The sequence below is a fragment of the Azospirillum lipoferum 4B genome (assembly GCF_000283655.1).
GTDB lineage: Bacteria > Pseudomonadota > Alphaproteobacteria > Azospirillales > Azospirillaceae > Azospirillum > Azospirillum lipoferum_C.
The window spans coordinates 65,460-84,024 of the sequence record NC_016587.1; the positions used below are offsets into that span (position 1 = coordinate 65,460).

Annotated in this window: 11 protein-coding genes; 8 read left to right on the forward strand and 3 right to left on the reverse strand. The window is 68.7% G+C overall.

Features of this window, described 5'->3' with window-relative positions:
* Window positions 1-95: 95 nt before the first annotated feature.
* The 3 genes from AZOLI_RS24590 (at window position 96) to mmsB (ending at window position 4,083) form a co-directional block, all read left to right on the forward strand.
* A complete protein-coding gene (locus AZOLI_RS24590; protein ID WP_014189334.1) occupies window positions 96-1,595 on the forward strand; it encodes a CoA-acylating methylmalonate-semialdehyde dehydrogenase in 1,500 nt (499 codons plus the stop codon).
* Window positions 1,596-1,857: 262 nt separating this feature from the next.
* The gene (locus AZOLI_RS24595) at window positions 1,858-3,003 is read left to right on the forward strand and encodes an isobutyryl-CoA dehydrogenase (RefSeq protein ID WP_014189335.1); all 1,146 of its coding nucleotides are present in this window, start codon (window positions 1,858-1,860) and stop codon (window positions 3,001-3,003) included.
* 189 nt (window positions 3,004-3,192) lie between these two features.
* Window positions 3,193-4,083 (forward strand): 3-hydroxyisobutyrate dehydrogenase, encoded by an 891-nt coding sequence (gene mmsB / locus AZOLI_RS24600; RefSeq protein ID WP_014189336.1) that lies wholly within the window; start codon window positions 3,193-3,195, stop codon window positions 4,081-4,083.
* Between the two features lie 102 nt (window positions 4,084-4,185).
* On the opposite strand, the gene AZOLI_RS24605 is transcribed toward mmsB, so the two are convergent.
* Complete coding sequence (locus AZOLI_RS24605) at window positions 4,186-5,091, reverse strand: LysR family transcriptional regulator (protein ID WP_014189337.1); 906 nt, start codon at window positions 5,089-5,091, stop codon at window positions 4,186-4,188.
* A 265-nt stretch (window positions 5,092-5,356) separates the two neighbouring features.
* Between AZOLI_RS24605 and AZOLI_RS24610 the strand changes: the two genes are divergently transcribed.
* Window positions 5,357-5,884 (forward strand): hypothetical protein, encoded by a 528-nt coding sequence (locus AZOLI_RS24610; RefSeq protein ID WP_014189338.1) that lies wholly within the window; start codon window positions 5,357-5,359, stop codon window positions 5,882-5,884.
* A 7-nt stretch (window positions 5,885-5,891) separates the two neighbouring features.
* On the opposite strand, the gene AZOLI_RS24615 is transcribed toward AZOLI_RS24610, so the two are convergent.
* Window positions 5,892-6,626, reverse strand: coding sequence for a DUF3102 domain-containing protein (locus tag AZOLI_RS24615; protein WP_014189339.1), 735 nt, complete (start codon window positions 6,624-6,626; stop codon window positions 5,892-5,894).
* Between the two features lie 17 nt (window positions 6,627-6,643).
* The gene (locus tag AZOLI_RS24620) at window positions 6,644-7,396 is read right to left on the reverse strand and encodes a ParA family protein (RefSeq protein WP_048816573.1); all 753 of its coding nucleotides are present in this window, start codon (window positions 7,394-7,396) and stop codon (window positions 6,644-6,646) included.
* 364 nt (window positions 7,397-7,760) lie between these two features.
* On the opposite strand from AZOLI_RS24620, the gene AZOLI_RS33675 reads away from it, so the two are divergent.
* The 4 genes from AZOLI_RS33675 to AZOLI_RS24640 all read left to right on the forward strand — a co-directional run bounded on the left by AZOLI_RS33675 (window position 7,761) and on the right by AZOLI_RS24640 (window position 18,495).
* Entirely contained in the window at window positions 7,761-13,070 is a 5,310-nt protein-coding gene (locus AZOLI_RS33675; protein ID WP_275451551.1) for a two-partner secretion domain-containing protein, read from the forward strand.
* A gap of 271 nt (window positions 13,071-13,341) precedes the next feature.
* Window positions 13,342-14,646: a homogentisate 1,2-dioxygenase gene (gene hmgA / locus AZOLI_RS24630; RefSeq protein WP_014189341.1), complete on the forward strand. Its 1,305-nt coding sequence runs from the start codon at window positions 13,342-13,344 to the stop codon at window positions 14,644-14,646.
* A 116-nt stretch (window positions 14,647-14,762) separates the two neighbouring features.
* On the forward strand, window positions 14,763-15,284 hold the full coding sequence (locus tag AZOLI_RS24635) for a class I SAM-dependent methyltransferase (RefSeq protein ID WP_014189342.1): 522 nt from the start codon (window positions 14,763-14,765) through the stop codon (window positions 15,282-15,284).
* A gap of 64 nt (window positions 15,285-15,348) precedes the next feature.
* Window positions 15,349-18,495 carry an ABC transporter transmembrane domain-containing protein gene (locus AZOLI_RS24640; RefSeq protein ID WP_014189343.1) on the forward strand — a complete coding sequence of 1,049 codons (3,147 nt, stop codon included), beginning with the start codon at window positions 15,349-15,351 and terminating at the stop codon, window positions 18,493-18,495.
* Window positions 18,496-18,565 lie beyond the last annotated feature (70 nt).

An 18,565-nucleotide genomic window follows, 5' to 3' on the forward strand; every position in this document is an offset into this window, starting at 1 on the left:
GCATTCCTGCACAACGGTTGCGCAAAGTTTCGGGTCGATCCGCAAGGCCGCTCAGGTCCACATGGTGACAAACAATCCCATGGGAGGACAATAGGATGACCACCGAACTTCAGCACCTGATCGGCGGCAAGCTGGTTGCCGGAACGTCGGGGCGGTTCGCCGACGTCTACTCCCCGATGACCGGCGAGGTGCGCGCCCGCGTGCCGCTGGCGAGCGTGGAAGAGATGCGCGCCGCGGTGGAGAACGCCAAGGAGGCGCAGCGCGGCTGGGCCGCCACCAACCCGCAGCGCCGCGCCCGCGTGCTGATGCGCTTCCTCGATCTGGTCCAGCGCGATTACGACGAGCTGGCGCTGCTGCTGTCGCTGGAGCATGGCAAGACCATCGTCGACGCCAAGGGCGACATCCAGCGCGGGCTTGAGGTGGTGGAGTTCGCCTGCGGCATCCCGCATCTGCTGAAGGGTGAGTTCACCGACGGCGCCGGCCCCGGCATCGACATCTATTCGATGCGCCAGCCGCTGGGCGTCGTCGCCGGCATCACGCCGTTCAACTTCCCGGCCATGATCCCGATGTGGAAGTTCGCCCCGGCCATCGCCTGCGGCAACGCCTTCATCCTCAAGCCGTCGGAGCGTACGCCGGGCGTGCCGGTCAAGCTGGCCGAACTGATGCTGGAGGCCGGGCTGCCGGCGGGCGTCCTCAACGTCGTCCATGGCGACAAGGTGGCGGTGGACGCCATCCTCGACGACCGCGACATCAAGGCGGTGGGCTTCGTCGGGTCCACCCCGATCGCCGAATACATCTACAACCGCGGCTGTGCGGCGGGTAAGCGCGTGCAGTGCTTCGGCGGCGCCAAGAACCATGCGCTGGTGATGCCCGACGCCGACCTCGACCAGGCGACCGACGCGCTGATCGGCGCCGGCTTCGGTGCGGCGGGCGAGCGCTGCATGGCGATCTCCGTCGTCGTGCCGGTCGGCAAGAAGACCGCCGACGCCCTGATGGAACGCCTGATCCCGCGGGTGGAGAGCCTGAAGGTCGGCCCCTCCACCGACAGCAGCGCCGATTTCGGCCCGCTGGTGACGCGCGAACATCTGGAGCGGGTGAAGTCCTACGTCGATCTCGGCGTCAAGGAAGGCGCCAAGCTGGCGGTCGACGGCCGCGGGTTCAGCATGCAGGGCTATGAGAACGGCTTCTACATGGGCGGCTGCCTGTTCGACGAGGTGAAGCCGGACATGCGCATCTACAAGGAGGAGATCTTCGGCCCGGTGCTCTCCGTCGTCCGTGCCGACTCCTATGAAGAGGCGCTGGCCCTGCCGAACGATCACGAATACGGCAACGGCGTCGCCATCTTCACCCGCGACGGTGACGCCGCCCGCGACTTCGCATCCCGTGTCGATGTCGGCATGGTCGGCATCAACGTTCCGATCCCGGTTCCGCTCGCCTACTACACCTTCGGCGGCTGGAAGCGTTCGGGCTTCGGCGACCTGAACCAGCACGGCCCCGACGCGGTGCGCTTCTACACCAAGACCAAGACCGTCACCTCCCGCTGGCCCTCGGGCGTCAAGGAAGGCGCCAGCTTCGTCATTCCGACCATGGATTGATGGGTCCTTAGCCTCCCTCTCCCGCCCCGGGAGAGGGCGTGGAGCCGACGGCCGCAGGCCGGACGAGCGCCGAAAGGCGATCGTAGGCGGAATGCAGTCGCGAGGCTTGCGAGCGACTTCGGGGCCCATGCGCAGCATGGGAAGGGTGAGGGGGACGACAAGGATCGTTGCGCTTATCCTTGGATCACCCCTCACCCTCCCCACCTTACGGTGGGTCCCCTCCCTCTCCCGGGGCGGGAGAGGGCCTTGATTGAGGTGACGCATGTCCTTTGAACTGACCGAAGACCAGGTCGCCATCCGCGACATGGCGTTGTCCTTCGCCCGCGACGAGCTGGCGCCCAACGCCGTCGAGTGGGACCAGAAGAAGCATTTCCCCGTCGACACGCTCCGCGCCGCCGGCGAGCTCGGCATGGGCGGCATCTATGTGTCGGAGGACCATGGCGGCTCGGCGCTGAGCCGCTTCGACGCCGTGGTGATCTTCGAGGCGCTGAGCCAGGGCTGCCCGACCATCGCCTCCTACATCTCCATCCACAACATGGTGGCGGGGATGGTGGACAATTTCGGCAATGACGAGCAGAAGGCCCATTGGCTGCCGAAGCTGTGCAGCATGGAATGGCTGGCCAGCTATTGCCTGACCGAGGCCAACGCCGGCTCCGACGCCGCGGCGCTGCGGACCAGGGCGGTGCGCGACGGCGACAGCTACATCCTCAACGGCGCCAAGCAGTTCATTTCCGGTGCCGGCAGCTCCGACCTCTACCTCGTCATGGCCCGCACCGGCGAGGACGGTCCCGGCGGCATCAGCGCCTTCCTGGTGCCCAAGGACACCCCCGGCCTCTCCTTCGGCGCCAACGAGCACAAGATGGGCTGGAACGCCCAGCCGACGCGCGCCGTCATCATGGAGGACGCCCGCATCCCCGCCTCCGCCCTGCTGGGGCAGGAGGGGATGGGCTTCAAGTTCGCCATGAAGGGTCTGGACGGCGGCCGCATCAACATCGCCGCCTGCTCCATCGGCGGCGCCCAGGCCGCGCTCGACAAGGCGCTGACCTACATGAGCGAGCGCAAGGCCTTCGGCCAGACGCTCGACCGCTTCCAGGCGCTGCAGTTCCGCATCGCCGACATGGCGACGGAGCTGGAGGCCGCCCGCACCTTCGTCCACCGCGCCGCCTCGGCGCTGGACGCGAAGAGCAAGGACGCGACCCGCCTCTGCGCCATGGCGAAGCGCTTCGCCACCGATACCGGCTTCGAGGTGGCGAACAATGCCCTGCAGCTGTTCGGCGGCTACGGCTATCTGGCCGATTACGGCGTGGAGAAGATCGTCCGCGACCTGCGCGTCCACCAGATCCTGGAAGGCACCAACGAGATCATGCGCCTGATCGTCTCGCGCAGCGAGATCGGGCGGATGGCGTAGCGGCAATTGACTCCCTCTCCCGCCCCGGGAGAGGGAAGGGGCCCATGCGGAGCATGGGAAGGGTGAGGGGTGATCCGAACATGGTTCTTGATCCTTGGATCACCCCTCACCCTCCCCGCCTCCGGCGGGTCCCCTCCCTCTCCCGGGGCGGGAGAGGGCTAATAAACCAAAGCAACGGGAGACGCGACGATGGCGGTGATCGGTTTCATCGGATTGGGCAACATGGGCGGCCCGATGGCCGCGAACCTCGTGAAGGCGGGGCATCAGGTGGTGGGTTACGACCTCTCCCCCGCCGCCATCGACGCCGCCAAGGCGGCCGGCGTCACCATCGGCGAGTCCCCTGCGGCAATTGCCGCGGCGGCGGAGGTGGTCGTCACCATGCTGCCGGGCGGCCGCCACGTTCTGGGCGTCTATGACGGCGACACCGGCATCGTCGCGGTCGCCCGCCCCGGCACGCTGCTGATCGACTGCTCCACCATCGACGTGGACTCCGCCCGCAAGGCGCATGCGCTTGCCGCCGCCAACGGCGCCGCTTCGCTCGACGCGCCGGTGTCGGGCGGCGTCGGCGGGGCTGCGGCCGGCACGCTGACCTTCATGGCCGGCGGCGAGGCGGACGCCTTCGAGCGCGCCCGCCCGATCCTGGAGGCGATGGGCAAGAAGATCGTCCATTGCGGCGGCGCCGGTGCCGGTCAGGCGGCGAAGATCTGCAACAACATGATCCTCGGCATCTCGATGATCGGCGTCTGCGAGGCCTTCGTTCTGGCGGAAAAGCTGGGCCTGTCGCATCAGGCGCTGTTCGACGTGTCGTCCACCTCGTCGGGCCAGTGCTGGTCGCTGACCAGCTATTGCCCGGTCCCCGGCCCGGTGCCGGCCAGCCCGGCCAACCGCGATTACCAGCCCGGTTTCGCGGCGGCGCTGATGCTGAAGGACCTGAAGCTGGCCCAGGAAGCGGCGCAGAGCGCCGGCGCCCCCACCCCGCTGGGGGCCGCGGCGGCGCAGCTCTACGCGCTGATGAACGCGCAAGGCGAGGGCGGCACCGACTTCTCCGGCATCATCCGCATGCTGCGCGGCGAAGGCTGAGCTACAGCGTCGTGCGTTTAATATGAAACGCACGACGCTGTAGCTTTATGTTTGGCGATCGGATTCACGCTCCAAATCGATTCCGATTTTACGCGATCCGATCTATGCGGCCGGCGGGGGCAGGAACAGCGCCTGCTCCCGCCGGACCAGATCGGCGATGTAGTCGGCGGTCATGGATATCCGCGCCAGCGACCGCAGATCCTCGTGCACGATCAGCCAGAAGGACCGGGTGATCGTCAGTTCCTCCGGCAGGACCGGCACCAGATCGGGCTCACCGCCGGCGATGAAGGCCGGCAGCATGCACAGGCCGGCGCCCGCCTGCGTCGCCTTCAACTGGGCGACGAGGCTGCTGCTCTTGATCCGCGGCACCACCTCCCCGATGGTCTCGACATAGTCCAGTTCGGGGGCGAAGATCAGGTCGTCGATATAGCCGATGAAGGACTGGCCGCGCAGGTCGGCGCGGCTGCGGATCGCTGGCCGGCTGTCCAGATAGGCCGCGGTGCCGTACAGCCCCAGCCGGTAATCGGTCAGTTTCCGCGCATAGAGCCGCCCTTCCTGCGGGCGCGACAGGCTGATGGCGATGTCGGCCTCGCGCTTCGACAGGCTGAAGACGCGCGGCATGGCGACCAGCTGCACCTCCAGCTCCGGATGCCGTTCGCACAAGGCACCGATGCGCGGCGCCAGGAAACAGCTGCCGAAGCCGTCGGGCGCCCCGATGCGCACCGCGCCGGCAAGCGCCAGATCGCCATCCGCCACCATGCCCTGGGCGAGGAAGGCGGCACTCTCCATCACCTCGGCGGTCTGCTTCAGCCGCTCGCCCTGCGGCGTCAGCGTGAATCCGCTGGGCCGCCGTTCGAACAGGGTGACGCGCAGCGCATCCTCCAGCGCCGAGATGCGGCGGCTGACCGTGGTGTGGTCGGCCCGCAGGCGCTGGGCCGCCGTGGTCAGTGTGCCGGCGCGGGCCACCGCCAGGAAGAATCGCAGGTCGTTCCAGTTGAAATCGGCCATGTCCGCCGGCGCCGCCGTCCGTTCTCTCTGGTGACTCAGGGGCCGAACTGTCCCATCAACCCGCCCCCCTGACAAGAGCGCCAACCCGCCCCTGCGACAACGCCGCACCCGGCGCGATTGGGCACACCGAAAGAGCCTGCCCCGAAGGATTACCGCATCTTCCGGCTAACGCTCCGATTTCGCGTGGACGAAGCGCCCGCCTGCCGCGTTTATCTGTTGGGGAACGCGGCGTTCCTGACCACTGCAAAGACCGAAAGGACGGGCGATGCCGGGCGAGGGCCGGACGAAAAACTGGAGCGGATCGGCCATTGCAAGGACCGTGGCGGCGGCGCTCGCCGTCCTTGTCGCGGCTGCGGCGCTGCCGGCCGCCGCCGAACCGGTGGCGGTTCAAGCGCCGGCAAAACCCCGGACCGACGCCTTCGATTGCTGGCTTCTCGACCCGGACCGGCTGGAGCAGGCGGCCGACCAGGGCCTGTGCGGCGATGCCTTCGCCCGCGCGCCGGACATCGCCTCCCTGCCCGACGCCCCTCCCCTGCCCGCCCTGACGCCGCCGCGCAAGCCGAAGATTCCGGAACGGCGCAGCCGCACATCCAGCCGCAATTCCAGCCACAGCGAAAGCCACGCGATGGGCACGTCGGCCGCGCGGGTTTCCCGCACCGGCGGCGGTGGCGGCGATTTCTTCAGCAACTTCCAGCGCGATTTCCGCGCGCTGACCGACCTGCTGGGCAGCGGAACGTCACCGCGCCGGGGCGACGGCAGCGGCCCCGGCTCCCATACCTCGCACCGGAACTGAGGCCGCCTTACGACGCCTCGTCCGCTTCCGTGCCGACATCCTCCGCTTCCACGTCGATGGTGACGCCGGTGCGCCCCGGCCGGCCATGGTCATGCTCCGGGTCGATGCCGTGGTCGCGCCGCAGCTCGTCGCGGACCTCCGCCATGCGGGTGCTCAGCCTGGCATATTCGGCCAGAAGCTGGCGGCGCCGGTCGTTCGGCGTCACGTCCTTCGGCGGCCGCAGCGAGCGTTTGAAGTCGATCAGCTGGCGGCGGGTCACGTCGGGACGGATCAGCCCCTGCGCCTTCGCGCGCTCCAGCTCGTCCGGCGTCATGGTGACGATCTGGTAGGCGACGCTTTCCGCCCCCGGCAGCACGTCCAGCGACAGCCGGCCGGTGTCCACCGCCTCCGCCACCGCGCGGAAGCGGAAGGCGGTCTCGACCGAAAACGGCATGTCGCTCTCGATCATCGCCTCGAACTCGCCATGCGGCAGAATCTCCTTGGCGCGGTTCAGATAACGGCCGATCGACAGGAATTCCTTGCGGCTGCGGTTCCAGTGGTAACGGATTTCCTGCGCGAATTCCTGCCGGGTGTGGCAGGGCACGATGGCGTCGCTGATGTCCGACGCCCGGCGGTCGGCCTTGGACGGCGCCACCGCCGTGGTCCGCGGCGGCGCGGTGGCCGCGGCGGGCTGGGCAGCCGGCTGGGGAGCGGCCTTGCCCTGCTCCGCCACCTTCTTCATGAAGGATTTCACATTGGCCATCTTCAAATCCCTCGGGTTCAGATCCCCAGCTCGTGCCGGATGAAGTACCAGGCGCCCAGGCATTCGTCGGCGCCGTTCACCGCGCCCACATCGACGATGGAACAGCCGATGTCGTCGACCCGGTGCATGTCCTCGATGTCCGGCACCTCGTGCGGCACCAGCCGGCCGACCCGGCCCAGCTCCAGCTTCGCTTCGCGCAGGCTGACCGAGCGGCGCTTGACCCGGTTCAGCAGGAAGGCGGCGGGGCGGCCGTAATCGCGCAGGAACTCCATCCAGGGGATGACGCTCATCTTGTCGAAACGCCCGACACCGGTCGGCACCAGCACGAGGTCGGCGCGGCGCAGCAGGATCTTGGTCGCTTCGGGATAGAGTTCCACCGACGGCGGCGTGTCGATGAAGACCACGTCGTAGCGGGTAGGATCGATCTGGGCGAGCGCCGAGTCGATCTCCTCCAGCGTGCCTTCGTAATGGTCGATGGCGGCGACGTCGTGCGGACGGCGCAGTTCGTGCCATTGGCCCAGCGTGCGCTGCGGATCGAAATCCAGCGTCGCGACGCGCATGCCGTCCTTGGCCGCCGCGACCGCGGTGTTCTTGCAGCTTGTGGTCTTTCCGGTGCCGCCCTTCGGCGCGCTGTAGACAACCCAGCGGGCGGGCTTCTGCGCGGGTCTCTGTACCGGATCGCCGGCGCTTTGGCCCGCTTGCCTGCCGGACGGTTTACCTGCCGATTTGCCTGCAGATTTCCGTGTGGCGACGGCGGTCGGATCGGCCATCTGTTCCCCCTGCATCGCGTGCCCGTCTTCTGGATGGCCTTCTTATTAGCGGATCGGCCGGCGGGTCGAAAGGGCAAAGGCGGCACCTGGACCATGGAAATAGGAGATCTCTGTACCGAAAAACCATTACCGGTAACGCTTTCCGTGCCAAAGCCGTTACCGGTAACGCTTCCGTCGCGACACACGGCCCCACCCGCGTTGCGGCAACGAAACATTCTGTCACCACTTTGTGCATTTCCGCATCGGTGCGGCGCCGCTAAAATGTTTCGCCTTCCACGAAACCTGACAGGGTATCGCCTTCCCGCACTCTTCAGGGCATGGGGCGGGGCATGGGGTGGGAAGCGGGCTGGGGAACGGATCGGTGATGCGGGGTTCGGGTGTGAAGGACGGATCGTTGCGACAAGCTGTGGACAGCCGGAAGGGGCAGGTCGGGACCGGGTTCAGGCAAGCCCTTTGCCGCACCACCGCATTGGCGGGGACGGCCCGTCTGGCTCTCCTCGCCGCCGTGGCCGCCTTTGGCCTGTCCGCCCTGCCCGCCTTGGCCAATCCCGAAGGCGGCGTGGTCACCGACGGCAGCGCCACCATCCAATCCACCGCCCCCGGCCGGCTCGACGTCATCCAATCCACCTCGAAGGCGGTGATCGACTGGCAGCGCTTCGGCATCCGCGAGGGCGAGCACACCAACTTCCAGCAGCCCGACGCCAACTCCATCACGCTCAACCGCGTCACCGGCCCCGACCCCTCCGCCATCATGGGGCGGCTGACCGCCAACGGGCAGGTCTGGCTCGTCAACCCCAACGGCATCCTGTTCGGCCCGAATGCCCGCGTCGATGTCGGCGGGCTGCTCGCCACCACCCACGACATCCGCAACGAAGACTTCATGGCCGGCCGCCACAGCTTCGAGGGGCGGGCCGGCTCCACCGCCACGGTGGAGAATGAGGGCACCATCACCGTCGCCCAGGCCGGGCTGGCGGCGCTGGTCGCCCCCGGCGTCGCCAACCGCGGCACCATCCAGGCCCGGCTGGGCGAAGTGACGCTGGCATCCGGCCGGCGCTTCGTCGTCGACCTGTTCGGCGACCAGAAGATCAACATTGCCCTCGACTCCCAATCCGACGCCAAAACCGACGCGCGGCCCGTCGGCGCCGACGGCAAGCCGGTGGAGGCGCTAGTCAGCAACAGCGGCAAGATCTTCGCCGACGGCGGCCGGGTGCAGATGACCGCGTCGGCCGCCAAGGGGCTGGTCGACCGCGTCGTCAACATGTCCGGCACCGTCCAGGCCCGGCGAGTGGAGCAGCAGGGCGGCGACATCGTCCTGCTCGGCGACGGCGGCGAGGTGGAGGTGTCGGGCACGCTGGATGCCGCCGGCCACGGCGCCGGCCAGATTGGCGGCTCCGTTACCGTGTCGGGCAATCGCGCGGTGCTGGCGGCCACGGCGCGCATCGACGCGTCGGGCGCCGCCGGGGGCGGCGAGGTGCTGGTCGGCGGCGACGTGCAGGGCGGCAGGGCGTCCGCCGCCACGCTCGCCGGCTACAATATCCGCCCGGCGCGCAAGCCGGTGCCGCCCTCCACCGAAACCGTGGTGGCGCAGGGGGCGACCATCGCCGCCGACGCCACCGGCAACGGCAAGGGCGGCAAGGTCGTGGTGTGGGCCGACGGAACCACCCGCTTCGACGGCACCATCTCCGCCCGCGGCGGGGCGAAGGGCGGGGAAGGCGGCTTCGTCGAGACGTCCGGCAAGCTGTCGCTGCAGGTGCGCGGCCGGGTCGACGCCGGAGCGACGGCAGGGAAGGGCGGGTCCTGGCTGCTCGACCCGACCGACATCACGGTGGCGTCGAGCGGCGGGACCATCACCGCCGAAACCATCCAGACATCGCTGAATGCCGGAACCGACGTCACGCTGCAGACCGAAAGCACCGGCAGCGGGGGCGGCGACATCACCGTTTCCCAGGCCATCGCCAAATCGGCCGGCGGCACTGCGTCCCTGACGCTGAAGGCCCACCGCAACATCTTCGTCACCGAGAACATCACCTCCACCGCCGGCGCCCTGAACCTGACGCTGAATGCCGCGACCGGCACCGGGAACGGCGTGGTGCGGGTGACCGGGCAGGATCAGACGAAGACCGTCAGCATCGCGACCAACGGCGGCAGCTTCATCGTCGGCGGCGGTTCCGACCCGTCGACGAAGCCCGCTGTCGGCCTTTCCGGCGGCTACACCCCGGAGTTCGAGCGGATCGGCGTGAGGTTCCGCTATGCCACCGTCACCACCGGGGCCGGCTGGATCCTCGTCAACGGTGACGGCGGCGAAAACAACCGGGAAGGGAACCACGGCATCGCCCTCTACAACAGCCGGCTGGAAAGCACGGCCGGCTCGATCACGCTGAACGGCAAGGGCGGCAACGGCATCTATGCCGGCAACAACATTGGCGTCCTGCTGTCCGACTCCTCGCTGGTGACGTCCGGGGGCGCAATCGCCATCACCGGCACGGAAGGCGGCGGCGAAAGCTCCGTCGGCAGCAACGCCGTGCACATCGAAGGCACCTCCCGCGTCACCGTTCTGGGCAACGGGCCGATCAACATCGCGGGCGGGACGAATTCGGACGGGGACATCGTCCTGAGCGGTACGGAACTGTCCACCGATGCCGCCGCCATCACTGTGGAGTCGGGCGGAAAACTGCAGCTGAACCAAAGCGCAAGCCTGACGTCCGACGGCGTCGTGACCCTCACGTCGGCGCGCGGAATCCATCTGACCGACAGCACCATCGTGACCAGCGGTTCGCCCGTCACCATCAACAGCAACCGGTCCGGATCCTCCCGGGGCGCCATCCGGCTGATCTCGAGCCGCATCGCCACTTCGGGCGGCGCCATCACGCTGGGGGGCGGCACCGATCCTGTCCAAAATGCAGCCAAGGGCGATTCGGAAAGCCCCGCCGGCGTGACGGTCGCCGACAGCACGGTCGATTCCAACGGCGGCAACATTTCCATCCGTGGCGAAGGTGCCGACTCCGCAGGCGAAGGGCATGGCGTGTCGATCATCGGCGCTTCGACCATCGACTCCGGTGCGGGAACCATCGCCATCCGTGGCAAGGCGGTTTCCGTCAGCGGCTGGAATGCGGGCGTGTCGATCGCTCCCGACGGCAGCGGCCAGAGCGGTACGGTCATCCGGTCGACCTCAACCGCCGCCAATGCCATCACGATAGACGGCGACGCCAGCGAGGTCGATGCCGAGGAGGCCTGGGGTGTCGCAGTCAAGGGTTCGGTGGAAATCGCCTCGTCCGGCGGGATCGCCATCGCCGGCAAAGGCGGAGCATCGACCGCTCTGTACGAGGTTGCCGGGATCGGTCTGGTTGCGGGCACCGGCGAAACCATCCGCATCGCCGCCGGTGGCGGAGAGGTGACATTGCAGGGCACCGCCGGCACCGGCGAGATGGCATTGAACCTGTACGAAAGCGGCAGCGTGACGATCAGCAGCACGCCGGCCCCGCCACCACCACCACCACCACCACCACCACCACCTCCTCCTCCTCCTCCTCCTCCTCCTCCGCCGCCGCCGCCGCCGGTGACGCCGACCGTGCCGGAAGTCCCGACCACGCCGACAACCCCAACCACTCCGACCACGCCCGGAACCGACAGCGGAACGGACACGCCGTCCACCGGTACGGACACTTCAGGAACAGGCACGGGGGGAACGGGCACCGGAGGAACGGGAACGTCCGGGACCGATACGTCCGGCAGCGGGACCGGATCGACGGGCACCGCCTCGTCGGGCGATTCGTCCTCCAGCAGCCAGTCCGCCGTGGCCGGCAACAGTTCCGTCCAGACGGTTCTGCAGACGGTGGCGCAGATCGCTGCGACTCCGACGGCCACGACGACCGCCACGACGACCGCCACGACGACCGCCACGACGACCTCTGCGACGACCGCGACCGTCGCCGGCACGACAGCCCCGACGACCGGCGCCACGGCCGGCGCAACCACGCCGCAGACCTTCCTGTCGTCGCTGGAACAGGCCCCAGCCACCCGGGACAGTGCCACCCAGGACACCGGCACCCAAGGTGGAGAAGGGCAGGGCACCCAGGCGGCGGAAGGCGGATCGCCGTCCGGCACCGGCCCGACGTCCCCGCCGCCACCGCCACCGCCTCCACCCGGCCCGGCAACGGTGGTTCTGGCCTCGGGCCGGTCGGTTTCCTTCACGGCGGAAGCGACCCAGGCCTACGCCTCCGGCGCCACCCTGTCGCAGCCCGGTCCGCAGCTGCTCTCCTCGCCCCAGGTCCAGGCGGCGGCAGGCACCCTGATCCAGGCGGCCGGCAGCGGCGGCATCGTGCAGGCGGTGACGGATCTTTCGACCGGCAGCCTGTCGCTGCCGGAACAGCGCGCCGTGCTGGCCAGCGTTCCGGTCGCCACCCTGATCGGCGGCCTGACCTCCAGCAGCGATCCGGTGGCGGCGCGCGTCGGCGGCATCCTGCAGACCAGCGCGGCGGGCCAGCCGGGCGGCTATGCCCAGGTGCGCGCCGCGGTGACGCAGGCCAACCTGCCGCCGCAGGTCGCCCGCACCTACCTCGCCATGGTGCAGCGGGTGGAGCGCGAACAGCGCACCCAGGCCTTCTCCGGCGCGCTGCGCCAGCTGGTGGCGAACCCGGCGGCGGCGGACATGTTCGGCCGGCCGAACGCCTCCTCGGCACCGCCCAGCCTGCAACAGGCGCGCGGCGGCCGCACCCGCGGCGGCACCATGACCCTGCGCGGCGTCGTCGCCGACAGCGCCAATCTGGCCGAGGCGCGGGTGAACGGCCGCTGGGTCTTCATCGATGAACAGGGGCAGTTCCGCACCAGCATCCCGGTGGAGCCGGGGGCGACCGAAGCCACGCTGACCATGACCGACGAGACCGGCAAGACGACCGAGCAGCGCATCGCCATCGATGCCGCCGCCGCCGCCACGCCCGATCCGGCAGCCCCGCCGAAGCCGCGCAAGATCGCCCTGATGATCGCGGTCGACAGCTACCGCGACACCGGCATTCCCGCCCTGGCCACGCCGGACGCCGACATCAAGTCGGTGGGGCAGGCGCTGAACGACCATCTCGGCTTCGAAACGCGGGTGCTGCGCAACCCGACCAAGGCCCAGATCGGCGAGGCGTTGCGCAAGCTCGGCCGCGAGGTCGGCGAACAGGATCAGGTGATGGTCTATTACGCCGGCCACGGCTATGAACTGGCGGAAACCGGTGCCGGCTATTGGCTGCCGGCCGATGCGGAGACGACCAGCGCCCGCAACTGGGTGTCGAACAACGACATCGGCCGTTTCCTCAGCCGCATGCCGGCCAAGCATGTGATGCTGGTGTCGGACAGCTGCTATTCCGGCGCCTTCACCAAGGAACAGAAGGTCGATGCCAGCCGCATCGCCAACGAGCAGGAGATCCGCCAGCGCCGCTCGGTGATGGCGCTGTCGTCGGGCGGCGACGAGCCGGTGGCCGACGGCGAGGTGAACTCCCCCTTCGCCACCGCGCTGAAGAAGCGGGTGCTGGCGCTGCCGAAGGACAGCAACGGCTTCGCGCTGTACCAGCAGGTCCGCCAGGACGTGACCAGCGAGGCGCCGCAGACCCCGCAATACGGCGTGATCCGCACCGCCGGCTACGACGAAGGCGGCGACTTCCTGCTGGACCTGCCCGATAGAGCGATGAACTGAGGGGGGAGTGGTTGCTATGGGCGCCCCCTCCCTAACCCTCCCCCGCTAAAGCGGGAGAGGGGACTGCCGCTGCTTTGGCAGTGACGTCACGCCGACTAGCGTCCTACCCCCTCCACCGCCAGAGGCGGGGGAGGGAGGGGGAGGGGGCACCCACAGCAACCACTTCCCCAATTTCCACTGGCGCATAGTTTCAAAAGAAACTATATGAGCGACAAATGGTCGCGCCCGGCCCTGTTGCCGGCCGCATCCCCCGGATAAGGGAGCAGCCCGCATGACGCCCTCTGCCTTCACCTACCAGTCCGGCTTCGGCAACGAGTTCGCGACGGAAGCGCTGCCGGGCGCGCTGCCCGTCGGCCGCAACTCGCCGCAACGCCCGCCCTACGGCCTCTATGCCGAACAGATCAGCGGCACCGCCTTCACCGCGCCCCGCGCCCACAACCGCCGCTCCTGGTTGTACCGCATCCGCCCGGCGGTGGTGCATGAGCCGTTCCAGCCGATGGAGTCCGGCAGGCTGACCAGCCGCTTCGACGAGGTGCCGGCCCCGCCGACCCAGCTGCGCTGGAACCCGCCGCCGATGCCGGACATGGCCACCGACTTCGTCGCCGGGCTCGTCACCATGGGCGGCAACGGCGGACCGCAGGCGCAGGCCGGCTGCGGCATCCATCTCTATGCCGCCAACCGGTCGATGGAGGGGCGCTTCTTCTACGATGCAGACGGCGAGCTGCTGATCGTGCCGCAGCAGGGCCGCCTGCGCCTGTTCACCGAGCTGGGCGCGCTGGAGGTCGAACCGCAGGAGATCGCGCTGATCCCCCGCGGCCTGCGCTTCCGCGTCGAGCTGCCGGACGGCACGGCGCGCGGCTATGTCTGCGAGAATTTCGGCGCGCCCTTCCGCCTGCCGGACCTCGGCCCCATCGGCTCCAACGGGCTGGCGAACCCGCGCGACTTCCTGACCCCAGATGCCCGCTACGAGGATGTCGAGGGCGAGTTCGAGCTGGTGGCGAAGTTCGACGGCGCCCTGTGGAGCGCCCCCATCGGCCACTCGCCGCTGGACGTGGTGGCCTGGCACGGCAACCATGCGCCCTGCAAATACGACCTGCGCCGCTTCAACACCATCGGCTCGATCAGCTTCGACCACCCGGACCCGTCGATCTTCCTGGTGCTGCAATCGCCCAGCGACACGCCCGGCGTCGACAGCATCGACTTCGTCAACTTCCCGCCGCGCTGGCTGGTGCAGGAGGATACCTTCCGCCCGCCCTGGTTCCACCGCAACGTCGCCAGCGAATTCATGGGCCTGATCCACGGCGTCTACGATGCCAAGGAGGAAGGGTTCCTGCCCGGCGGGGCCAGCTTGCACAACTGCATGAGCGGCCACGGGCCGGATGCGGAGACCTTCGCCAAGGCCACCGCCGCCGACACCAGCCGGCCGCAGCGGGTCGGCGACACCATGGCCTTCATGTTCGAAACGCGCGCCGTCATCCGTCCGACGCGGTACGCACTGGAAACTGCCGAGCTTCAGCACGATTATTACCGCTGCTGGCAGGGGCTGGCGAAGCGCTTCGACCCGCACCGCCCGTAAGCGGGCAGGGCGGCGGCACCCGCCGGCTCCGACCTCGCGACAATTTGTCTCGACGGCACGCGCGCGGCCTTTCACACTGCGCCCGTGCCGATCCGTGAAGCGCAGGGGAGGGGCCGATGGGGGCCGCCATGGGCAAAGAGATGGAATCCCGGTCGCTGCTCGACCGCATGATCGACCGCCTGACCGTTCAGCGCGACGCGCTGGCCTGGGCCGCGCGTGCCGTGACCGGGCAGGACGGCATGGTGCTGGAGGTGGGGCTGGGCAAGGGCCGCACCTTCGACCATCTGCGCCACCTGTTCCCGCCGCGCGACATCCTGGTCTTCGACATGTGGGTCCGCGTACCGCCGGAGCTGACGCCCGACGACGACCGCCTGTTCGTCGGCGATTTCCAGGAAACCATGCCGGCGGCGGCGGAGCGCTTCGGCCGCTGCGCCCGGCTGGCCCATGCCGATTTCGGCAGCACCGACCGCAGCCACGACGCCCGGCAGGCGGCTTGGCTGGCACCGCTGATCGACGCGCTGATGCTGCCGGGCGGCGTCGTGCTGTCCGACCGGCCGCTGGACCGCCCCGGCTGGACCCCGCTTCCCCTGCCGGCCGACGAACGCTGGCCCTATCATGCATGGCGGGTGGACGGCTGAGCCGCGCGGTGCCCATGCCGGGCTCCGCAGGAACGGACGACGGTCGCGACGCTGAAGGCCTTTGATGGACCGCAATATATTTCAATTCATTTGGAAGCACAGCGGCCGGCAGCAGATCCTGCTCGCCCTGTTGACCATCGCGTCCTTCCCGGTGCTCTACGCATCGCTGGAACTGCCGAAGATCATCATCAACCGGGCGCTGTCCGATCCCCAGCCGGTGCGCGAGATCCTGGGCGTCGCCATGGGTCCGGTGACCTATCTGCTGGTGCTGTGCTTCACCTTCCTGGCGCTGGTGCTCGCCAACGGCGCCTTCAAGATGCGCATCAACACCTTCAAGGGGGTGGTCGGCGAACGGCAGGTGCGGCGCCTGCGCTTCATGCTGCTCGACCGCATGCTGCGCTTCCCGCTGCCGCATTTCTCCAAGGTCAGCCAGGGAGAGCTGATCTCCACCGTCACGTCGGAAACCGAACCGCTGGCCGGCTTCATCGGCGATTCCTTCGCCCAGCCGCTCTACCAGGGCGGCACGATGCTGACGATCCTGCTGTTCCTGTTCATCCAGCAGCCGACCATCGGGCTGGTGTCCATCGCGCTGATCCCGGTGCAGGCCTACATCATCCCCAAATTGCAGATCAAGGTGAAGATGCTGGGGAAGGAGCGGGTGCGCAAGGTCCGGCAACTGTCCGAGCGCATCGGCGAAAGCGTGGAGAATGTCCGCGAGATCCGCGTCAACGGCACGATCCGCTACGTCCTGGCCCAATTCTCGCAGTATCTCGGCAGCATCTACTGGATCAGGCTGGAGATCTACAAGCGCAAGTATTTCGTCAAGTTCCTGAACAACTTCATCAACCAGATCACGCCCTTCTTCCTGTTCTCCATCGGCGGGTATCTGGTCCTGCAGGGCGACCTGACCATCGGCGCGCTGGTGGCGGCGCTGTCGGCCTTCAAGGACCTGACCGCCCCCTGGAAGGAGCTGCTCGACTATTACCAGAACATGATCGACGCCCAGATCAAGTACGAGCAGATCGCCGACCAGTTCTCCCCGCCCTTCCTGTTCGAATGGGCCCCGTCGACGCCCGCCACGCCCACCGACCTGAAGGCCCCGATACGGCTGGAGGCGGTGACCTGGGCCAACGAATACGGCGACCGCATGCTGCAGCGGCTGTCGCTGGAGGTGCCGCCGGGCGCGCTGGTCGGCATCGCCGGCACCAACGCGCTGGCGCTGCGCCGTCTGGCCGAGGTGCTGGTGCGGCTGTCGCCGCCGACCTCCGGCCGGATCGCCATCGGCAACCAGACGCTGGACCAGCTGCCGCTCGACCTGCTGGGGCGCCGCATGGCCTATGCCAGCCCGGAACCGCGCATGTTCACCGGCAGCATGATGCAGAACATCACCTATGGGCTGCGCCACCGCCCGCCACCCGACGATCCGGAAACCATGAGCCCCGCCCGTCGGCGCGAGATCGTGGAGGCCGAGGCGTCCGGCAACTCCGCCGACAGCATGGAAGGCATCTGGACCGACTTCGCCATGATCGGCGCGACCGACTGGAACAGCCTGCGGCCCTGGTTCATGCAGTGTCTGGCGGCCACCGGCGGCGAGAACGCCGTCTACCAGCGCGGCCTGCGCGAGGTGTTCGACCCCGACGACTATCCCTTCGTCGCCGAGCCGCTGCTGCGCGTCCGCCACTGGCTGCGCGACGCCATTACCGAACGCGGCATGGACACGCTGCTGGCCCGCTTCGAGCGCGACCGCTTCAACCCCTATGGCAGCCTTGCCGAGAACCTGCTGTTCGGCCTGCCGGACGGCAAGCGGCTGACCGTCGCCCGCATGGTCTGCGATCCCACCATCCGCGCCCTGATGGAGACACATGGGCTGTGGGACTCCGCCGTGCGCATCGGCCGCCGCTTCGCCATGCGGGTGGTCGGCGTCTATCGCGACAGCGCCGACGGCGACGTCATGATCATGCGCTACCCGCACATCGACGACGCCCTGTTCGAGGAGCTGGTGGAGGCGGTCACCCGCCTGAAGCGCCGGTCCGAGCGGCCCCAGCGCCGCCACCAGGAGGCGGACACGCTGCTGTTCGCCACCATGTTCCTGATGATCGTGCCCAAGCGCGACGGCATGGACTTCGCCCCGCCGCCGGAACGCGAGGCGATCATGGCGATCCGCCGCCGCCTGCTGGACGACATGCCGCAGGAGCTGCGCGACAAGGTCGCCGTCTTCGACCCGGAACTCTATCACCCGCGCCTGAACGTGATGGACAACCTGCTGTTCGGCCGCATCACCACGGAGGATCCCCGCGCGATCACCCAGCTGCGCGCCCTGGTGGATGAGGCGCTGGAGCGGAACGACGCACGGGCCTTCGTGCTGATCCTGGTGGTTCTGGGCGAGGTCGGCATCGGCGGTTCGCTGCTGCCGATCAGCGTGCGGCAGCGCATCCAGCTGACGCGGGGGCTGATGAAGAAGCCCGACATCTTCGTGATCTATCAGGCGCTGAACAGCTACGACCCGGACGAACGGATGCGCATCTTCCTGCGCATGAAGGAGCTGCTGCCGGAAATGACGCTGATCGTGCTGGAGGAGCGGATCGCCGACAACCCGGCCTTCGACGCGCTCTACGACCTGGAGGACGGCCGGCTGGTCCGGCGCGGCCAGAACGGCGGCGACCAGCAGGAGGACACGATGCCCGGCGACGGGGAGGGCACCGACGAGCCCGCCCTGCGGCTGCTCTCGCGCTCTCCCGTCTTTTCCGACCTGCCGGAAACGGTGCTGCGCAGGATGCTCACGGTGTCGGAGTGGCGGACGGTGTCGGCCGGCGACTTCATCTTCCGCAGCGGCGAGCCGTCGGAGTTCGTCTTCGTCCTGGCGGAGGGCGAGGCGGAGATGGTGCGGCTGATGCCCGACAACCAGCCGCCGCTGCACATCGCCTACATCAAACCGCCGGAGGTGATGGGTGAGGTGGAGCTTCTGGCCGGCGTCCGCCGCTTCTCCACCATCCGGGCGCGCACCGACCTGCGTCTGCTGCGGCTGGACGGTGCGGCGATGCTGCGGCTTCTGCCGTCGGTGCCGGACCTGCCGATGCGGGTGATCCAGCAGATCGGCAAGCGCCTGACCAGCGAGGGACCGGCCGGTTCGGTGCCCTCGGATGCTCAAGTCCCTCTCCCGCCCCGGGAGAGGGAAGGGACCCATGCGGAGCATGGGAAGGGTGAGGGGTGAGGCAAGGGGCGATGATCCATATCCACATTGCCCCTCACCCTCCCCACTTCGTGGGTCCCCTCCCTCTCCC

Bases quoted from the DNA above. Each gene is read 5' to 3' on its own strand.
- AZOLI_RS33675 (WP_275451551.1), top strand. From the start codon at position 7,761: ATGCGGGGTTCGGGTGTGAAGGACGGATCGTTGCGACAAGCTGTGGAC.
- AZOLI_RS24640 (WP_014189343.1), top strand. From the start codon at position 15,349: ATGGACCGCAATATATTTCAATTCATTTGGAAGCACAGCGGCCGGCAG.
- AZOLI_RS24605 (WP_014189337.1), bottom strand. From the start codon at position 5,091: ATGGCCGATTTCAACTGGAACGACCTGCGATTCTTCCTGGCGGTGGCC.
- AZOLI_RS24590 (WP_014189334.1), top strand. From the start codon at position 96: ATGACCACCGAACTTCAGCACCTGATCGGCGGCAAGCTGGTTGCCGGA.
- AZOLI_RS24595 (WP_014189335.1), top strand. From the start codon at position 1,858: ATGTCCTTTGAACTGACCGAAGACCAGGTCGCCATCCGCGACATGGCG.
- AZOLI_RS24635 (WP_014189342.1), top strand. From the start codon at position 14,763: ATGGGGGCCGCCATGGGCAAAGAGATGGAATCCCGGTCGCTGCTCGAC.
- AZOLI_RS24610 (WP_014189338.1), top strand. From the start codon at position 5,357: ATGCCGGGCGAGGGCCGGACGAAAAACTGGAGCGGATCGGCCATTGCA.
- AZOLI_RS24620 (WP_048816573.1), bottom strand. From the start codon at position 7,396: ATGGCCGATCCGACCGCCGTCGCCACACGGAAATCTGCAGGCAAATCG.
- AZOLI_RS24615 (WP_014189339.1), bottom strand. From the start codon at position 6,626: ATGGCCAATGTGAAATCCTTCATGAAGAAGGTGGCGGAGCAGGGCAAG.
- mmsB (WP_014189336.1), top strand. From the start codon at position 3,193: ATGGCGGTGATCGGTTTCATCGGATTGGGCAACATGGGCGGCCCGATG.
- hmgA (WP_014189341.1), top strand. From the start codon at position 13,342: ATGACGCCCTCTGCCTTCACCTACCAGTCCGGCTTCGGCAACGAGTTC.